15 protein-coding genes are annotated in these 18,771 nt (G+C 60.7%); 11 read left to right on the forward strand and 4 right to left on the reverse strand.

The window, feature by feature from the left end:
• The first annotated feature begins 74 nt into the window (after positions 1-74).
• The 10 genes from U5A57_RS33470 (at position 75) to U5A57_RS33515 (ending at position 11,369) form a co-directional block, all read left to right on the forward strand.
• Positions 75-1,481 (forward strand): cytochrome ubiquinol oxidase subunit I, encoded by a 1,407-nt coding sequence (locus tag U5A57_RS33470; protein ID WP_321915950.1) that lies wholly within the window; start codon positions 75-77, stop codon positions 1,479-1,481.
• Between the two features lie 4 nt (positions 1,482-1,485).
• Positions 1,486-2,706 (forward strand): hypothetical protein, encoded by a 1,221-nt coding sequence (locus tag U5A57_RS33475; RefSeq protein ID WP_321915951.1) that lies wholly within the window; start codon positions 1,486-1,488, stop codon positions 2,704-2,706.
• A 30-nt stretch (positions 2,707-2,736) separates the two neighbouring features.
• A complete protein-coding gene (locus U5A57_RS33480) occupies positions 2,737-3,069 on the forward strand; it encodes a cytochrome c (RefSeq protein WP_321915952.1) in 333 nt (110 codons plus the stop codon).
• 324 nt (positions 3,070-3,393) lie between these two features.
• Positions 3,394-4,329 carry a catechol 1,2-dioxygenase gene (gene catA, locus U5A57_RS33485; protein WP_321915953.1) on the forward strand — a complete coding sequence of 312 codons (936 nt, stop codon included), beginning with the start codon at positions 3,394-3,396 and terminating at the stop codon, positions 4,327-4,329.
• Positions 4,330-4,445: 116 nt separating this feature from the next.
• On the forward strand, positions 4,446-5,804 hold the full coding sequence (locus U5A57_RS33490; RefSeq protein ID WP_321915954.1) for a Rieske 2Fe-2S domain-containing protein: 1,359 nt from the start codon (positions 4,446-4,448) through the stop codon (positions 5,802-5,804).
• Positions 5,801-6,289, forward strand: coding sequence for a benzoate 1,2-dioxygenase small subunit (gene benB / locus U5A57_RS33495; protein WP_321915955.1), 489 nt, complete (start codon positions 5,801-5,803; stop codon positions 6,287-6,289). Before U5A57_RS33490 ends, benB begins: the two co-directional genes overlap by 4 nt.
• Positions 6,290-6,352: 63 nt before the next feature.
• Positions 6,353-7,375 (forward strand): benzoate 1,2-dioxygenase electron transfer component BenC, encoded by a 1,023-nt coding sequence (gene benC / locus U5A57_RS33500; protein WP_321915956.1) that lies wholly within the window; start codon positions 6,353-6,355, stop codon positions 7,373-7,375.
• Positions 7,372-8,148, forward strand: a complete 777-nt coding sequence (gene benD, locus U5A57_RS33505; RefSeq protein ID WP_321915957.1) for a benzoate diol dehydrogenase BenD — start codon at positions 7,372-7,374, stop codon at positions 8,146-8,148. The genes benC and benD overlap by 4 nt, the downstream gene beginning before the upstream one ends.
• 471 nt (positions 8,149-8,619) lie before the next feature.
• Positions 8,620-10,290, forward strand: a complete 1,671-nt coding sequence (locus tag U5A57_RS33510; RefSeq protein ID WP_321915958.1) for a sugar porter family MFS transporter — start codon at positions 8,620-8,622, stop codon at positions 10,288-10,290.
• Positions 10,287-11,369, forward strand: coding sequence for a LacI family DNA-binding transcriptional regulator (locus U5A57_RS33515; RefSeq protein ID WP_321915959.1), 1,083 nt, complete (start codon positions 10,287-10,289; stop codon positions 11,367-11,369). Before U5A57_RS33510 ends, U5A57_RS33515 begins: the two co-directional genes overlap by 4 nt.
• 52 nt (positions 11,370-11,421) lie before the next feature.
• Here U5A57_RS33515 and iolB read toward each other — a convergent pair whose 3' ends face one another.
• The 4 genes from iolB to iolD are packed head-to-tail and all read right to left on the reverse strand — an operon-like array spanning position 11,422 to position 17,073.
• The gene (gene iolB, locus U5A57_RS33520; RefSeq protein ID WP_321915960.1) at positions 11,422-12,219 is read right to left on the reverse strand and encodes a 5-deoxy-glucuronate isomerase; all 798 of its coding nucleotides are present in this window, start codon (positions 12,217-12,219) and stop codon (positions 11,422-11,424) included.
• Positions 12,216-14,180: a bifunctional 5-dehydro-2-deoxygluconokinase/5-dehydro-2-deoxyphosphogluconate aldolase gene (locus U5A57_RS33525; RefSeq protein WP_321915961.1), complete on the reverse strand. Its 1,965-nt coding sequence runs from the start codon at positions 14,178-14,180 to the stop codon at positions 12,216-12,218. Before U5A57_RS33525 ends, iolB begins: the two co-directional genes overlap by 4 nt.
• Positions 14,181-14,235: 55 nt before the next feature.
• On the reverse strand, positions 14,236-15,099 hold the full coding sequence (locus U5A57_RS33530) for a sugar phosphate isomerase/epimerase family protein (protein ID WP_321915962.1): 864 nt from the start codon (positions 15,097-15,099) through the stop codon (positions 14,236-14,238).
• Positions 15,100-15,135: 36 nt separating this feature from the next.
• Positions 15,136-17,073: a 3D-(3,5/4)-trihydroxycyclohexane-1,2-dione acylhydrolase (decyclizing) gene (gene iolD, locus U5A57_RS33535; protein ID WP_321915963.1), complete on the reverse strand. Its 1,938-nt coding sequence runs from the start codon at positions 17,071-17,073 to the stop codon at positions 15,136-15,138.
• A 231-nt stretch (positions 17,074-17,304) separates the two neighbouring features.
• On the opposite strand from iolD, the gene U5A57_RS33540 reads away from it, so the two are divergent.
• Positions 17,305-18,756, forward strand: a complete 1,452-nt coding sequence (locus tag U5A57_RS33540; RefSeq protein ID WP_321915964.1) for a Gfo/Idh/MocA family oxidoreductase — start codon at positions 17,305-17,307, stop codon at positions 18,754-18,756.
• The last annotated feature ends 15 nt before the right edge of the window (positions 18,757-18,771 follow it).

Genomic DNA, 18,771 nt, shown 5'->3' on the forward strand with positions numbered 1-18,771 from the left:
CGCATGATGCGACGCTGAGAAACTGTCGGTCGATTGGCTTTATTGGTTATTTATTTAGGAAGAGGAATATTTGTATGGCGGTACTCGGCATGTACCCGACTTTCTACGTTCCAGGCATCGGCACAGCTTGGGTAATGGGCATCATTGGTGTGATTCACGTCGTTGCGTCCCATACGTCGGTCGGTGCATCGTTTCTGTTCGCGCTGCTCGAGACACGTGCTTATCGCAAAAACGAGCCGCGACTGATGGAATTCATCAAGAAGTACGGGATGTTTCTGCTTGTGTTCTCGTACATTATCGGCTCGATCACAGGCCCCGGTATTTGGTACGCGATTACAGTTGCGAGCCCGCGCGGTGTTAGTGGTCTGATCCACAACTTCGTCTGGGTTTGGGCGACCGAGTGGGTCTACTTTACGGTGGAGGTGATCGGTGTATACGCGCTCGTCTACCTGATCGGCAAGGTCGACCCGAAGACCCACCTGAAGCTGACTTGGTCGTTCGCGCTCGCGTCGTGGGCGACGATGCTCCTGATTGTCGGGATCTTGTCGTTCATGATGTGGCCTGGCAGCGATCGTTGGTATCAGACCGGCTCGACGAGCGATGCATTCTTTAACGTCAACTTCTTCGCTCAACTCGGCACGCGGACCGGCGCTATGTTCGTGATGGCGTCTGTTGTCGGCCTGCTAGTAGCGAGCCGAGTGAGTGACCGCGAGCTACGCCGCGGCGTCGTACGCCTGATTGCCCCTGTCGGGCTTGTCGGTGGATTCGTTGCCGTGCTGATGTTCCTGTATTACCTGCGCACACTGCCGAATAACGCCATCGTGATGCTCAACGCGAATCTGCTGCCAGTCTATGGCAAGGAGATGATCTGCGTGTTCGTCGTCGCTACGCTGTGGCTGTTGTTCGCGTGGTGGCGCCCGCAGAAGGTCTATACGTCACTTGCGGTGACGATGTTCCTGTTTATCGCGGTGTTTGGCGTCTGGCCCGAGGAGCGCATGCGCGAATCGATGCGCAAGCCGTACGTGGTCGGTCAGTATATCTACGGGAACCAGGTGATCGCGCGTGATGTGCCGGCGAAGGGGATCAAGTCGGAGGTCGACGCGATCGCCGCGCACGGCTTGTTGAAGCTTAACCCGTTCGTGCCGGACGGCCTGCGCGCGGTGACCGAAGCGAACGAACTTGAGGTAGGCCGTCTGTTGACAAAGATGGCCTGTGCGAATTGTCACTCGCTAGAGCCTGGCGGCCCGCTGCGAAATCTACCCGGCAAGCTTCAGTACTCGCACGATGCGGACATGATCGCTGCCTTCATGCAAGGCCCGCTGAAACACGGCACACAGCCATACATGCCGCGCATCGATCTGCCCGATGACGAGATCCGCGCGATCGCAAGCTACCTCGCGGCGGTGAATGCCGGCAAGAACGTGAACCAACTGATTGAACAGCAACGAATGTCGATCGTACTAGCATCGACAAGGAAGTAAGGCCATGGATATCGGAGTTGTAATGAATGCGATGCGCGATCCTGCCGGGCTTCCCGCGCAGCCGGTCGTGTTTCAGGTGCTGATGGTGACTACGTGGGTGCTGCATATCGCATTCGTGCATCTCGCGCTCGGCAGCGCGGGGCTCGCTATTATCGCGTTTCACCGCCGCGGCGCCGGCCCGTATTGGGAGCGATTGTCGTTCGGGTTGACCAAGGTTGCGAAGGTCGCAGTGTCGCTACTGATCGTGCTCGGGGTCGGGCCGCTGCTGTTTACGCAAGTGATCTACGACCCGCAGTGGTATACGTCGAACGTGCTGTCCGGGCGTTGGGCGATTGCATTCATCTTTACCCTCATCGTCGGGTACTGTTGCTGGCTCGCGTTCTACCAAGTCAATCACGCGGGTGCGAAGAAGCGCATCGGCCTTTACGCATGGGTTGCGCTTGCGCTGTTCTTTCTTGACGGCCTCATCATGCACGCACTGTCCTATCAGGAACTGCTGCCGCAGCAATGGACTCAGTGGTACGCGCCGGTTGGGGATGTGGATACGCGTGGAGCTTCGCTACACGCGATCGAATGGGCGCGCTACATGTTCATCATGGGCCTGTCGGTGCCGGGCGTCGGCGTTTTCCTGCTCGTCTACGCGCAATACTTCGCCGGTCGTACTGATCGTGAAGCGGCATATCTTGCATTCGCACGTGGACTCGGCCAACGTATAGCTCAATGGGGATTCGCGCTGTCGGTCCCGACGCTGCTTGCATGGCAAGCTGACCTGCCGCACGCGAGTGGGCTCGCACTAAATCCGGTTGGATGGCTCCTCGTCGCTGGTCTAGTTGCGATGGCGTGGTGGATGCATCGCCTCAACCCAGCAACGCATGGTTACCTGCCGGCCGTCGCGAGCATTGCGTTGCTCGGATTGCTCTCGCTCTGGCGCGAAATCATCCGCACTGCCTATCTTCGGCCATTTGGCTATGACGTATACACCTACCCCGTGCACTTCGACTGGCCGTCGACTTTTCTATTCTTCATAACGCTCACGGGCATCGGTGGGTTCGTTGGCGGCTTCTATCTGTTGCTGCTGTACCGTTCGGGCCGGGTCCAAAATTGCTACACGGCCGAGCGCCCGGTCGCGCGCCTTGGCACCGGAGCGCTCGCGGCGCTCGGACTCTGGATCGCCGTGTTCCTCGCCTACGGTATTGCGATCTCGTATCGCGACGGCTTCATCTGATTCGCGGTAAATGCTGCAGAAATTACTCTCATGAAATCGACTCTTCTTGCTGGTCTCACGCTGCTGCTTACTCACCACGCCGTACACGCGCAGGCTGTCGACCCGGCGCCAGATGTCAATGCCGGTGCGCGGCGCGCGGCCGTCTGCTTCGCCTGCCACAACGCAAACGGAATTGCGAGGTTGCCGGGCGTGCCGAACCTCGCGGGTCAGCACTCCGACTATCTGGAAATTGCATTGCACGCGTACCGGGATGGGCAAACGCGACAGAGCCCAACGATGAATGCGATGGCAAAGCCACTGTCGGACCGAGACATCGTCAACATCGCCGCGTATTTCGGTCGCTTGCCGCGCGACGCTGAATGAGTTGCACCATAAGGGCTTGGATCAACTTATCTCTCACCTAAATCTGCTGCTGGCGGCTCGGTCTGTGCGATATCCCGTTGCCAACCCGCATGCAATACCCGAGTGATATGGAAATCTGTTATCCAAAGTATTGGACGCTGTTACCGGACGAGGCGTATAAAGCAACTCAACGAACTTCACCATTGCGGTTTGCGTCACGGCTCGAGTGGCGATTGAACGCGTAGGAACTTTCCTTCTCGATTCGCTAACAATTCCCCCGTGCGTGATTCCGGGACAGTGGGCGTAACCCCAGTCATTTTCGATTACGAAGTGGAGACTGTAACTATGAATGTCAAAGTATTCAGAACAAAGGAAGTACAGGATCTTTTGAAGGCCGCAGTCAATATCGACGATTTGAGCGGAAATCCCCGGCTCAAGGAGATTCTTAATCGTTTGCTGGGCGATCTCTTCAAAGCCATTGATGATCTCGATATCACGCCTGATGAGGTCTGGGTCGGAGTCAACTATCTGAACAAGCTCGGCCAGGATGGAGAAGCGGCTCTTCTTGCCGCCGGCTTGGGTCTGGAGAAGTATCTCGACATCCGCATGGACGCCGAGGACAGGGAGATAGGTATCGATGGCTGCACGCCGCGGACCATTGAGGGACCGCTCTATGTGGCTGGCGCGCCCTTGCGCGATGGCGTATCGAAGATTGACATCAATACTGACACAGACGCGGGCCCGCTTGTCATCCACGGTACTGTCACGGGACCAAGCGGTGAGCCAGTTGCAGGGGCAGTCGTCGAATGTTGGCACGCCAATTCGAAGGGTTTCTACTCGCATTTCGACCCGACGGGTGCCCAGAGCGAGTTCAACCTGCGCGGCGCAGTTAGAACCGGTGCCGACGGCAAGTACGAATTCCGCACGCTTATGCCGGTGGGTTACGGCTGCCCGCCGCACGGCGCTACGCAGCAGTTGTTGAACGAGCTTGCCCGCCATGGAAATCGTCCGGCGCACGTGCACTTTTTCGTCACGAGTGCGCATCACCGCAAGCTGACGACGCAATTCAACATCGAAGGTGATCCACTAATCTGGGACGACTTCGCGTACGCCACCCGTGAGGAGCTAATTCCGCAGGTGATCGAGAAGACTGGAGGTGCGGCGTTGGGCCTGAAGGACGAAACGTACAAGGACATCGAGTTCAACTTTGTTCTAACGCCGCTGGTGCAGGGAAAGGATAACCAGCTCGTCCATCGCCTTCGGGCTTCCGCCGCGGCGTAACAGCCCGATCTGGCGGCGGTGGGTAAGCACCTCCGCCTGGCGAGAGCCCATAAGAATCATTCGACGCCAATGCGCGAACTCCGTGCAGGATCTTGAACGCGCTTAGGAGAGGAAACATGTCAAACATTTTCGGCAAAGCCAAAGAACTGGATCAGCTACTTGTCACTGCAGTCCAGGATGACAAGGAGGCAGGCATATTCCGTTGCCGGCGCGATATCTTCACCAACGCCGATCTGTTCGATCTGGAGATGAAGCACATCTTCGAGGGTAACTGGGTGTACCTAGCTCACGAGAGCCAGGTTTCCAGCAACAACGACTACTACACCACGTGGATTGGTCGTCAACCGGTGGTCGTCACGCGCGATAAGACCGGAGAATTGCACGCGGTCATCAATGCCTGTGCGCACAAGGGGGCGATGCTCTGCCGGCGCAAGCACGGCAACAAGGGCAGCTTTACGTGCCCTTTCCACGGCTGGACCTTTTCCAATGCCGGAAAGCTGCTGAAGGTGAAGGATGAGAAAACGACCGAATATCCCGTGCAATTCAATACGGACGGCTCTCATGACCTGAAAAAAGTCGCGCGCTTCCAGAACTACCGTGGGTTCCTCTTTGGCAGTCTCAATGCGGACGTTCTTCCGCTGGAGGACTACCTCGGCGAAGCGAAAGTCATCATCGACCAGATCGTTGATCAGTCGCCGAACGGGCTTGAGGTGGTGCGCGGTAATTCTTCGTACGTATACGAAGGCAATTGGAAGATGCAGATGGAGAACGGTTGCGATGGCTATCACGTGAGCACTGTTCACTGGAATTATGCCGCGACGATGGGACGGCGAAAGGAAGAGGGCACGCAGGCTGTGGATGCCAACAGCTGGAGCAAGTCGGTGGCGGGCGTGTATGGCTTCGACTACGGCCACATCCTGCTGTGGACCAACACGATGAATCCAGAAGTGCGTCCGGTCTATCGACAGCGCGACGAAATCAAGGCGCGTGTCGGCGAAGTGAAGGCGGATTTCATTGTCAAGCAGACGAGAAATCTGTGCCTGTACCCGAACGTGTTCCTGATGGACCAGTTCAGCACGCAGATCCGCGTGGTGCGCCCGATCAGCGTGGACAAGACGGAAGTCTCGATCTTCTGTTTCGCGCCCAAGGGTGAGAGCCAGGCTGACCGCGCTACGCGAATTCGTCAGTACGAGGACTTCTTCAACGTGTCCGGCATGGGTACCGCAGACGATCTGGAAGAGTTTCGCGCCTGCCAGAATGGGTACGCCGGCACCACAGCGCTTTGGAACGACCTGTCGCGAGGCGCGCCGTTGTGGGTCGATGGCCCGGACGAAAACGCAAAGAAGATGGGACTTAAGCCGCTGATTTCGGGCGAGCGTAGCGAAGATGAAGGCCTGTTCGTGTGCCAACACGAATATTGGGTGCGCGTGATGCGCGACGCGCTCAAGAAGGAACAGGAAGGAGCACAGGCATGAGTTTCGACTACCAGAAAATCTGCGCCGTGCTGTACCGCGAAGCGCGCCTGCTCGACGATAGGCAGTGGGAAGCGTGGCTCGACTGCTATGCCGAAGACGTCACGTACTGGATGCCCGCGTGGGACGACGACGACCAGCTCACCGACGACCACCAGTCGCAGATCTCGCTGATGTATTACCCGAATCGCGGCGGCCTCGAAGACCGCGTGTTCCGCATCAAGACCGAACGCAGCGGGGCCTCGATGCCGGAGCCGCGCACGAACCACAACGTCACGAACGTGGAAGTGCTGGCGGGTCGAGGCGACGAAGTGGATGTGCGCTACAACTTCCACACGCTCAGTCATCGCTACAAAACCACGGATAGCTTCTTCGGCACGATGTTCGTCACCTTGCGCAAGAGCGGCGGCGAGTTCCTCATTGCCTCTAAAAAGATCGTGCTGAAGAACGACTACATCCGTCAGGTGCTCGACGTTTATCACGTTTGAAGGCGCGCCTAATTGTCGTTTGAAAGCGAGACCCGGTTTCAACATGGAAAAGAAGGGGACACCATGTCCAGCTACAAGATTGCACTGAATTTCGAGGACGGTGTTACCCGTTTCATCGATTGTAAAGCGGGCGAGAAGGTCCTCGATGCGGCCTTCCGCGCGAGGATCAACCTGCCGATGGATTGCTCCGACGGAGTGTGCGGCACCTGCAAGTGCCGTGCAGAAAGTGGCAGCTACGACCTCGGCGAAGACTATATCGAAGACGCGCTGACCGAGGACGAAAAGGACAGAGGCCTCGTGCTCACCTGCCAGATGGTGCCGGAAAGCGATTGCGTGATTGCGGTACCGGCGTCTTCCATCGTATGCAAAACGGGGCAGAGCAAGTTTGCCGCTACGGTGACAAAAGTCGAGCAGCACAACGACGCTGCAATTGTGCTCGAACTCGATGTGGATACAGCTGGGCCGATGTTCCTGCCGGGCCAGTACGCCAATATCAACGTGCCGGGCAGTGACCAACACCGTTCGTATTCGTTCTCCTCTGCGCCGGGCGAATCGAAGATCAGCTTCCTGATCAAGAAGATTCCTGGCGGCGTGATGAGCACGTGGCTCGAAGCCGCACAACCGGGCACGAAGCTCGATTTGACGGGGCCGCTCGGCAGCTTCTATTTGCGCGACGTACAGCGGCCGCTGCTGTTTCTCGCAGGCGGCACGGGTCTGGCGCCGTTCCTCTCGATGCTGGAAGTGCTCGCGCGCACCAACGCGCAGCAGAAGGTGCACCTCATTTACGGCGTGACGCGTGACCTCGATCTTGTGCTGGTCGAAGCCATCGACGCCTACGCAGCGAAGCTGCCGAACTTCAGCTTCGCTACCGTCATCGCCGACGTGGATTCGAATCATCCGCGCAAGGGCTGGGTCACGCAGCACATTTCCGCCGACGCCTTGAACGATGGCGACGTCGATGTGTACCTGTGCGGCCCGCCGCCGATGGTGGACGCCGTACGCAAGTATTTTGATGACGAAGGTGTGAAGCCCAACAGCTTCCACTACGAGAAGTTCACCCCGAACGTCGGTCCGAAGGCGGCATGAACATGCAACGATTCGCAGGCAAGGTCGTCGTCGTCACCGGTGCGGCGCAGGGAATTGGGCGCGGCGTCGCGCTGCGTGCGGCGGTCGAAGGCGGCAAGGTCGTGTTCGTCGATCGCGCGGATTTCGTGGCTGAAGTCGCGGCCGAGGCGAAGGGCGCTGAAACGGCGGGATTCGTCGCCGACCTCGAAACGTATGACGGCGCGAAAGCGGCCATGGATTTCGCCGCGCAACGATTTGGCGGAATCGACATTCTCATCAACGGTGTGGGCGGCGCTATCCGCATGCGTCCGTATGCGGAATTCGAGCCGGCACAGATCGATGCGGAAATCCGCCGCTCGCTCATGCCCACGCTGTACACGTGTCACGCCGTGTTGCCGCATCTGCTCGAGCGCGGGCGCGGCACCATCGTCAACGTTTCTTCGAACGCCACGTGCGGCATTCGCCGGTTGCCGTATTCGGCAGCGAAGGGCGGCGTGAATGCGATCACGCAATCGCTGGCTATGGAATACGCGGAGGACAATATCCGCGTGGTTGCCACGGCGCCCGGTGGCACCGTGGCACCGTCGCGCCGCATCCCGCGCAATGCCGCTGGTGACAGCGAGCAGGAAAAGGTCTGGATGAGCGAGGCGGTAGCGCAGGTTACCGAATCGACCTTCTTCAAGCGCTACGGCAGTCTCGACGAGCAGGTGGCCCCGATCATGTTTCTCGCGTCGGACGAAGCGAGCTACATCACGGGCTCCGTATTGCCGGTTGCCGGCGGCGATCAGGGCTGACTCGCAAATGCCAGGCGCGGGTTGGTTAGAGATCGCTCGCTAATCCGAGTCCCGTTGCCTGGATTCGCGCGAGTCAAGAAGCCCAGGTTTTCCCTCAGACGTTCGTAATCAAGCTGCACAGGACGTTATTTCCATTGTGAACCGCGTCCACGGCCTTCAGACGGCACTCCCCTGATGCTGTTCATTCTTTCGTCCGCAACGGAAATATGACGGCCAACTGCTTGTTTACAAAATGTTTACGCCTGTCAGTTGATCCGCGGAAATCCTGTTTTCCCGTGCGCAACGCAAGATTAAGTTGACCAAAAATGGTCAAAATTTGCGTTGTCGCTGGGGTAAAGTTTCACTACTTTCCTCCATACAGACTTGCGCGAAGCGCGGCATGGGCCACGGACGGCTCCCGCGCGGGATCGTGGTCGATAACGTCGGAGACACCGTCCATGCAATCCTGCTTCTCACGAGACGACTCGTCCCGTGTTCGCCCGGAACCCGGGCTCCGTCCCTGAACGATCCATTTGCATAATCGCGGTTGCGCGAGCGACCGTGCATGGTGAGCGGTGCAAAAGCAGGATCGATGCGTTCCATCGTCGAATGCGCCGGATCAGGAACAGCGAACTGGTGGTTGCGAATCTTTGCCATTGCGGCAAGGATCCGCATTGCAAGAAAGCGCTGTCGAGAAAGAATACGGAGACAAAGATGCGAAACGCTTACGAAGCGCCCATTCCCGGCGACTTTGACCAATCCGATACGAGCGAAGCTACGCGCATTGCCCGCTTCGTCCGGCTCGTCACCATCGTCGCCACGTTTGGCGGCCTGCTGTTTGGATACGACACAGGCGTCATCAACGGCGCACTCGGCTACATGAAGCGTGATTTCGGGCTCACTCCCCTAACTGAGGGGATGGTCACGAGCTTCCTGCTGCTTGGCGCCGCAATGGGCGCTGTGATTGGCGGCCACCTTGCCGATCGATATGGTCGCCGCACGAGCATCATGACGCTGGCGGTCACTTTTCTCGTTGGTACGCTCGCCTGCACATTCGCGCCCACCGTGACGGCCATGGTGATCGCGCGCTTCGTGCTGGGTCTTGCGGTTGGCGGCGCATCGGTGGCGGTTCCGACCTATCTGGCCGAGATGGCGCCCGCGGACAGACGCGGCCAGATCGTGACGCAGAACGAATTGATGATCGTCTCCGGGCAGATGCTCGCGTTCATTCTCAACGCCGTGATCGGCAACCAGTGGGGCGCGACGCACGGCATCTGGCGCTGGATGCTGGTGATCGCGACGTTGCCGGCGGTCGCGTTGTGGATCGGTATGCTGGCGATGCCCGAAAGCCCGCGCTGGCTCGCGTCCAAGGGGCGCATTGGCGATGCGCTCCGCGTGCTCAAGCGTGTTCGGGAACAGCAAAACGTCGCGGCTGAACTCGCCGAGATCCGTCATGCGGGCGCGCAACATCGCCAGACGGGCCGCCGTGTGATTGCCGAATTGTCGACGCCCTGGATACGTCGTGTGTTCTTCATCGGTCTGGGCGTTGCCGTGGTGATGCAGGCAACCGGCGTCAACTCGATCATGTACTACGGCACGCAGATCCTCACGAGTTCCGGTTTCGGCCGGGAAACCGCGCTGATCGCCAATATCGCCAACGGTGTGATCTCCGTGCTGGCGACGTGCGTGGGTATCTACGCGCTGGGCAAGATCGGGCGGCGGCCAATGTTTATCCTCGGTCTTTCAGGGACCACACTGTCCCTGTTGATGATCGGTCTGTTCTCGGATTGGTTGCCCGTTTCCCACTTGCGCGCGGGCTTGATCCTCTCGGCGATGGTGTGCTTCCTGAGTTTCATGCAGGCGCTGATCGCTCCGGTCAGCTGGGTGCTGCTGTCCGAACTGTTCCCGCTGAGGATCCGAGGGTTTGCGGCAGGTGTCGCGGGCTGCACACTCTGGCTCGTCAACTTCGTCATTGGCCTGTGCTTTCCATCTCTCGTGGCGCATGTCGGAATTTCCAATACCTTCTTCCTGTTCGCCGCGTTGGGGCTCGTCTCGATCACCTTCATCACGCGTTGTTTGCCGGAAACGAGGGGCCGGAGCCTCGAAGCCATCGAGGCCTGGTTCCAGGCCGGACACGACCGGTCGTCGCGGGCGGCTAGATGAGCGACTCCGCAACAGGGCAACGCGCTGGGACGGGCGCGCGTCGCAAACGCGACGCGCGCTTTGTCGAGATCGCGCTGGAAGCGGGTGTCAGTGAGTCGACGGTCAACCGCGTGCTCAACGAGCGCGGCAGCGTGTCCGAATCCGCGCGCGAGCGGGTGATTGCAGCGGCACGTCGACTGGGCGTGCGGCGCGTGTTGCCCGATGTGCGGCATGGGCTCATCCACATCGACGTGTTGCTGTCGCACGGCGATACGCCTTTCTTCCGGCGTCTGCTCGCAGCGTGGCAACGTTCGGCGCAAATCATTGACAAGCGCATCGTCCTGCACCGGACGATTCTCCCGGAGTCGGACGCCGCGGTGGTCGAGGCCATCGCGCGCTCGCGCTACAAGCGCGCAGGGCTCGTCCTGACTGCCCGGGACACCGTGCCTGTGCGCGAGGCGCTTGCGGCCGCCATTGAGCGAGGCGAATCAGTCGTGACGCTGATGACGGATATCACCGGCGTGCCGCGCGTGCATTACGCGGGCATCGACAATGTGCGCGCGGGCCGCACGGCCGGCTATTTCATCGGGCGACTGGCGCGGGCTCCGGGCCGCGTGCTGAAGCTGTGCGGCGGCTTGAGCTTCGGCGCGCACCGCGACCGCATGGCCGGTTTCCGCGAGGGTATGGCTGCCGCGCACGCGGACCTCGTCTATCAGGGCGCGGAAATCGAAACGCAGGACAACGCCGACGCCTGTTACCGCGCCGTGTCTCGCGCACTGAAGCAAGGCGATCTGGCGGGCATCTATAACAGCGGCTATGGTTCGCCCGGAATCGCTGCGGCCCTCAGGGAGTTCGGTGCAGCGGGCAAAGTCGTATGGATCGGCCACGAGATGCTCGACGAGCATCGGACCTTCATCGAAGAGGGGACGATGGATCTCGTGATCGATCAGAACCCCGACGCGCAGGTCATATCGGCACTGCAACACCTGCTGCATGCCTGTGGTGTGCTCGCCGATTCTCCTCCGGTTGGCCCGGTCGAATTCGGTGTGTTTTGCCTCGCGAACGTGCGCGAGGCGCCTTATCTTCCAGCGACGCTCTGAACGCGGACGGCGGGACGGCATGCACCGTCCACGCCGCCGCGTTCAGACGCACCTATTTCGCCAGCATCCATTCGTGCGCGGGATCGTTCCTGAAGTGCCAGACGCGCTTCGGACCCGCCATCACGTTGAGGTAATAGCTGTTGTAGCCGTGTGGCGCGACGACCGGGTGGTATCCGCGCGGCACCATCACGACGTCGTGATTCTCGACCGCATACGCCACGTCGATGTCGCGCGAGTCGGTGTACACGCGCTGGAACGCGAACCCTTGCGGCGGATCGATGCGGTGATAATAGGTTTCCTCGAGAAAGCTCTCTTCGGGAATGGCATCGACGTCGTGCTTGTGCGGCGGATAGCTGGACGAATGCCCGGCAGGTGTCACGACTTCGACGACCAGCAGCGACTCCGCCGGTTCGCTTTGAGGAAGAATGTCGCATACGTAGCGCGTATTCGTGCCCGCGCCGCGAACCGATCGCGCGATGGTCGCCGGCTCGATCAGGCGCGCTTCGAAGCGGCCGGTCGCCGGCGCGGTGCAAAGCGCAATCTCGACGTCATCGTGCGATTCGATCGACACGCTTTGGCGCGGCGGAACGTACACCGCATACGGAGACTGAGCCTCGAACACGCTGCGCCGCCCGCCGATCTCGCGCCAGCAATGTTGGGGCGTCGACACCGTGACGACGCCGGTCAGCACGACGACACACAATTCCACGGCGCCCGTATTGAACACGATACTTTCGCCCCTGCCCAAGCGCTTCGCGGTAAATCCCACGTGGCGCCAGCCCGCGCTTTCGGGTGTCACTGTCACGATGCCACGACCCGTTTGCTGCCCCTTGACGATCAGGTTGCTCATGCGGCCTCCTTCTGCGTGCGAGACTGTCTCCAGAGGCGGATCAGCACCTCGAAGTTCGCGCGCACCTGAGCGACCAGGGTCTGGTCGTCGATTTCACCCGCGAGCCATGCGCGGCTCGGCTCGTAGAAAATCGTTCGGCCGACGGTGAATCCGCGGCAGGTTCGGCTCGCGCTGGCTTCGACGAAGCCGTCTGCGAGTCTTTCGATGGGGGCGTTCAAGCCGAGCAGCACCACGCCCCTGCAATACGGATCACGCTTTTCGATCAGCGCGTCGATGTCGCGCCACTCGGTCGCGCGCGGCGACTCGAGTTTCCACCAGTCCGGCTGGATGCCGAGGTCGTACAGTCTCTCCAGCGCGCGAACGATCAACGACGGTGGATTCGGTCTGTTTTTCGGAGGAATGACTTCGAGCAGCAGTTCATGACCGCTCGCCTGCACGGCGTCGTAAAGCGAGCGCAGTTGCTGCTCCTGTTCGATCCGGTGCTCGGCTTCGTCGTCGGGGTGATATTGCACGAGGCACTTCACGATGTGCTCGCGCGGCCACAAGGCGAGCGCGGTGCCAATCGAGCGGCCATGCTCGAACTGCAGCGGATTGGAGCCCGGAAGTTCGACCGGCCGGCCGATCCACCAGCCGCGGCCTGTCGCGGCGTTGAGCGCATCCTGGCCATAGCGATCGTCGATCAGCACGGCGATCTTGCCTTGCACGCCGATCTGCGCCTCGGTTTCCGCCACGGCCGCCACGAACAGTTGCTTGAGCGTCGAAATGCGCGCTTCGTCCACGCCTGCCTGCTGCGCGAGTGCGAAGAGCTGCTCACGATGATCGAACGCGAAGCCGAGCACTTCGTCCCATTTACGTCGCGCCGGGGTCACGCGATGAAGATGCGTGAGCGTGGCATCGCGATCGGGCCGCTTCATTTGCGCGGCGTTGGCGAGGAAGTAATCGAGCTCGGCCGGCGTGGGCATGGCGGGTGCGCACGCATGCCGCGAAACGACCAGCGCGCCGCAGGCATTGGCGAAGGCGCAGCAGGTCGTCTCGTCGGCGCCCGTGAGCCAGCCTTTGAGGAAACCCGAGATGAACGCGTCGCCGGCGCCAAGCACGTTGAGCACTTCGACCTGAACGCCGCGATAGTTGCGCGCGTCGTCGAGCGCAGCCGGAATCGGTCCGTCGATGATCGCGCATCCGAGCGGCCCGCGCTTGACCACGAGCGTGGCGGCCGTCAAGGCGCGCACCGCGCGCAGGGCGTCGAGCAGATCGTCGCAACCGCCTGCAATGCGGAATTCTTCTTCCGTGCCGACGATGAGGTCGAACATCGGCACAATGCCGCGCAGATGCTCGCTCACGCTGCCGTTGGCGATGAAGCGGGTTTCGCCATCGGCCTTGCCGGTAAGTCCCCACAGGACAGGACGATAGTCGATATCGAGCACGGTGCGCACGTCATTGCGACGCGCATATTCCAGCGCCTTCATGCTCGCGCGATGCACCTGCGGCGTAGAGAAGTGCGTGCCGGTGATGAGCAGCGCGCGGCTCGAGGCGATGAACGACTCGTCGAAGTCGGCTTCATCCAGCGCCATGTCGGCACAGTTCTCGCGGTAGAACACAAGCGGGAACGTTTCGCGATCCTTAAGACCAAGTAGCACGAGAGCGGTCAGGCGTTGCGGGTCGGTGACGACATGGCTCACGTCGCAGCCCTCGCGCGTGAGCGCGTTCACGAGGAATCGCCCCATGTGATCGTTGCCGACACGCGAGAGCATGGCCGACTTCAGACCGAGCCGTGCGCAGCCGAAGGCGATGTTGGCCGAGGAACCGCCAAGATAGCGTGCGAAGCTTGAGACGTCTTCGAGCGGGGCACCGATCTGTTGCGCGTAGAGATCGACCGCGAGCCGGCCGAGGCAGATCACGTCGATTTTTCGGTCGGGCGCGAGCGTTGGATTTTGCGCGGCGTTTTGCACCGGGTTTTGCACGATGGGTGCTCCTGTTGCGTTGTGTAGTGTCAGGCGAAAAGCATGGACTGGCGGGTCACTTCAGGCCGAGGCCGCGCTGGACGGCGTCGAGCATCATCCGGGACGACTCGTCCGCGCGTTCCTCCCAGGCGAAGACCGCGACGGTCGCGATGCCGTCGAATCCGATGTCGCGCACGGAGCGGAAGAACGTGTCCCAGGGAATCTCGCCCTGCCCGATGTCGAGATGCTGATGTACCGTCGCGGTGACGCCTGGAGGATTCACGATGTAGCGCAGATTCGACGATGCACGGTGGTTGTACGTGTCGGCGATGATCAGGTGAGTGAGCTTCGGCTTCGCGTAGTCGAGCATGGCCGCGATGTCGCCTTTGCCGTCATCGTAGAAGTACGTGTGCGGGACGGCGTAGAGGTAGTTGAGCCACGGTTTGTCGAGGCCGCGGATGATGTCTACGGACTCGTTGTTGCGCTCGCAGAAGTCGTAAGGGTGCGCTTGAATGTCGAGCTTGATGCCCTCACGCTCGAACACCGGCAGCAGTTCCTCCATCGAGCGCATGAACTGCTGTTCACACACCAGCGCATTGTCGGACTGGCCGCTGAATTCCGTATTCATGAGGTCGCATTCCATGTCCACGGCAACCTGAATCGCGCGCTTCCAGTTGCGCACCGCGGCTTCGCGCATCGCTTCGTCGGGGTGCGACCAGTGGTAGAGCGGCAGCAGCGAGGAGAGCTTGACGCCGTTCTCGCGCAATGCGTGCTTGAACTCGCGCACGCGTGCTTTGTCCACGCGCGGATACTTGTAGAACGGCAGGAAATCTTCCCGCGGCGAGAGTTCGATGTATTCGTAGCCGAGTTCGGCCACTTTCTCGACCATCTGCGGAATCGGCAGATGGCGGTACATGTAGGGATCGAGGGCGATGCGCATGTCGGTTCCTGATTGAGGGTCTGTAGAAAAGGGAGATCAATACCGCCGGGCGCGGTTGAGCGCCAGCTTCATGAGCCGGGATGCTTCGTCGACGGCTGCGCTCGTGGAAACTTCCGGCACGCCCACGTGCCACCACGATCCGTACTTGTGCACCATGGTTTTCGGCAGCACCTTGATGTCGATGAGTGTCGAGACGCTCTGCGTGCGCGCGTCGTCGAGCGCTGCGACAAGTTCATCCATCGACTTGACCGTGTACGTTTTGCAGCCGTAGGCGGCCGCGTTGGCTGCGAAGTCGATGGGCACGAAGCCGCCCGTGAGTGCGCCTGCCTCGCTGTCACGAAAGCGGAACTCAGTCCCGAAACTTCCCATGCCGTGCTCCATCTGCAGGTTGTTGATGCAGCCGAACGTCATGTTGTCGAACAGCAGGACATTGATCTTGCGGCGCTCCTGAATGGAGGTGACGAGCTCGGAGTGGAGCATCATGTAAGAGCCGTCGCCGACGAATGCGAACACCTCCTTGTGCGGCTGCGCGAGCTTCACGCCCAGTGCGGCGTTGACTTCGTAACCCATGCACGAATAGCCGTATTCGACGTGATAGCTGTCTTCTCCCTTCGGTCGCCAGATGCGTTGCAGGTCGCCCGGCAGGCTGCCGGCGGCGGCGACAACCACGTCGCGATCGGTCAGCTTCTCGTTCAGCAGCCCCAGCACCTGGGTCTGCGTGAGTGACGAGCCGGTCAATCGGACGAACTCGTCGAGCACGCCGCGATCGAGGTGGTCATCGATTTCCGGTACGAATTGTTCGGGCGTATAGCGCACCTGATGGACACGCTCTTCCTCGGCGCGCATACGCGCAATCGCATTTGCGATATCGCTTCGGCGGCCGGAAGAGAATGCGATGCCTTCGAATGCTTCCGAAAGCGCATTGATACCTGGTTCGGCATCCGAAACAATCGATACTGCATCGAGCTTGCCGGCGTCGAACGCACTGGTGTTCAGATTGACGAACTGAACCTCGGGAGACTGGAACAGCCACTTCGAGGCGGTCGTGAAGTCCGTATAGCGCGTGCCAACGCCGATGACGAGATCGGCCTCACGTGCGATTTCGTTTGCGGCAAGCGAGCCCGTTTCGCCGATTCCGCCCAGATTGAGCGGGTGATCCCACGCCATCGAGCCCTTGCCAGCCTGGGTGTGCGCAACCGGAATGCCGAATCGCTCGGCGAACCGAACCAGTGCCTTTTGGGCATTGGCGTAGCGCACGCCGCCTCCGCAAACGAGCAGCGGCCGACTCTTGCGAGCAGCGACGGCGGCGGCGCGCGCCACGGCGGCGGCCGTTGGTGGCCGGCGCTCGATGTAGTGCACGCGCTTCGCGAAGAAGTAGTCGGGGTAGTCGAACGCTTCGGCCTGAACGTCCTGCGGAAGGGCGAGCGTCACGGCGCCTGTTTCCGCAGGATCGGTCAGCACGCGCATGGCGTTGATGCATGCGCTCATGAGTTGCTCGGGGCGCACGATGCGATCCCAGTACTTGCTGACCGGGCGGAACACGTCATTGGTGCTGATGGAGAGATCGTGCGACTGCTCGATCTGCTGGAGCACAGGGTCGGGTTGGCGTCCGGCGTGGACGTCGCCAGGAAGCAGCAGCAGGGGGATGCGGTTCGCGGTCGCGGTGGCCGCAGCCGTCACCATGTTCGCCGCGCCGGGGCCGACCGACGACGTACAGGCGTAGATCTGGCGGCGTCTGCTTTGCCTCGCGAAGCCGATGGCCGCGTGAGCCATGCCCTGCTCATTTCTTCCCTGATGCACGACGAGGTCGCCCGCGTCCTGCTCGAGCGCCTGGCCGATGCCGAGGACATTGCCGTGTCCGAAGATGGTGAACACGCCCTTGACGAATTTCGTCTGCTCGCCATCGAACTCGACGTACTGGTTATCGAGAAATCGAACGAGCGCCTGTGCCGTCGTTAGCCTGATGTGACCCATGTGTGATCCGTGCGGTGATGAAAGTGTGTTTGCGGTACTCATGCGATGAGTCGCGCAGCCGGACAGGCTGCCGTTGCATCGCGATGCCGGGTGGGGCAGAAGGCAATACGCACGAGAGGCGGAGGTCTTCGCAGCCCTGGAGGGGAAGAAGGGAAGGTCATTGGCTGTCTCCAACATTTTTCTCTGCCGCGAAGACGCTGACCCGCGGCGGGTGTGTCGTTCGAGCTTTCGATGACAAAGTTAGGCGAGCGTCGTGCAGGCGACAACCGAAACATTGACCATTTCTGGTCAGGCCTCGCAGCCCGGAATCACCGGGGAAAACACCGATCGATGCCGCGCAACCCGGCCGTCATGGATGAACCTGGAAATGCTGCAGGGTGTGACCAGATCTGGTCATTTTTCTTGTTGCGGCGGCAGGGCGCCTCTCTAAACTTCGGCTCACAGACACAAACGACACATCGGCCCCGTTGTTCACCTGACACGGAAAAGGCCTGGCAGCCGGAGACGCATACATGCCATTCCCTAGGCTTCTCCCTATGCCGTTGGACAACGTTGACGTGTCGTCAACTTTTGCGTGACTGGCGGCAGGGCGTTCTCACTCCTGGCGAGCGAATGCACACGATCCAGTCAGACGGGATTTTCAAAAACTTAGGATTTCGATATATGAAGAACAAGCTTCGTGTCGCGGTAGTGGGTGCGGGTCTCATGGGCGCGGACCATGTTGAGCGCATCGCGAACCGGATTGTCGGTGCTGAGGTCGTCGCGGTTGTCGATGTCGATGTGGAGCGCGCACAGCAAGCTGCGAGCAAGGCGCCGGGCGCTACAGCGGAAGCGGATATTGCGCCGGTTCTGGCGGAAGAGCGCGTTGACGCCGTAGTGATTGCGACGCCGGGTTTCCTGCATGAAAAGACTTTGCTTCAGGTTCTCGACCACGGGTTGCCGGTCCTATGCGAGAAGCCGCTTACGCCCGACGCGGAATCGGCATGGCGAATCGTCGAAGCGGAGCGCAAGCTCGGTCGCAAGCTCATTCAGGTGGGCTTCATGCGGCGGTTCGACGCCGAGTACCGGCAACTGCGCGAGATTCTCACGTCGAAGGAACTGGGCGATCCGTTGCTGCTGCACTTCTCGCATCGCAACGGCACAACGCCTGCGAATTTCACGAGCCAGATGCTGGTGAACGATTCGGTGGTGCACGAGTTTGACGGCATCCGCTTCATCACGGGAGAGGAGATCGCCTCGGTGCAGGTGCGGCTCGGTCGTCCGACGCGGCACGCCCATCCTGGCCAGCATGATCCCCAACAGGTGCTGATCGAAACGACAAGCGGGGTGCTTGCCGACGTCGAGATCTTCGTCAACGCGCAGTTCGGCTATCAGGTCGCCGCGCAGGCTGTGTTCGAAGACGGCATCGTCAACATCGGAAGCGATGGCGGCCCGTACGTGCGCAGCGCCGGTCGTTGGGGTGGTGCGGTGACGCCAAGCTTCGTCGAACGTTTCCGTCCCGCATTCGATCTCGAACTGCAGACGTGGGTCGACGCAGCACGCCGAGGAACGATCGACGGGCCTTCCGCATGGGATGGCTACGCGACGGCGGCATGCTGCGAAGCAGGCGTTGCCGCGCAGCAGAGTGGAGAAAAGGTACGCGTATCGCTCAAGGAAAAACCGGCGCTTTACCGCGACGCCTGAGCGCTTGCTGCCCAA

The sequence above is a fragment of the Paraburkholderia sp. J11-2 genome (assembly GCF_905220185.1).
Lineage (GTDB): Bacteria > Pseudomonadota > Gammaproteobacteria > Burkholderiales > Burkholderiaceae > Paraburkholderia.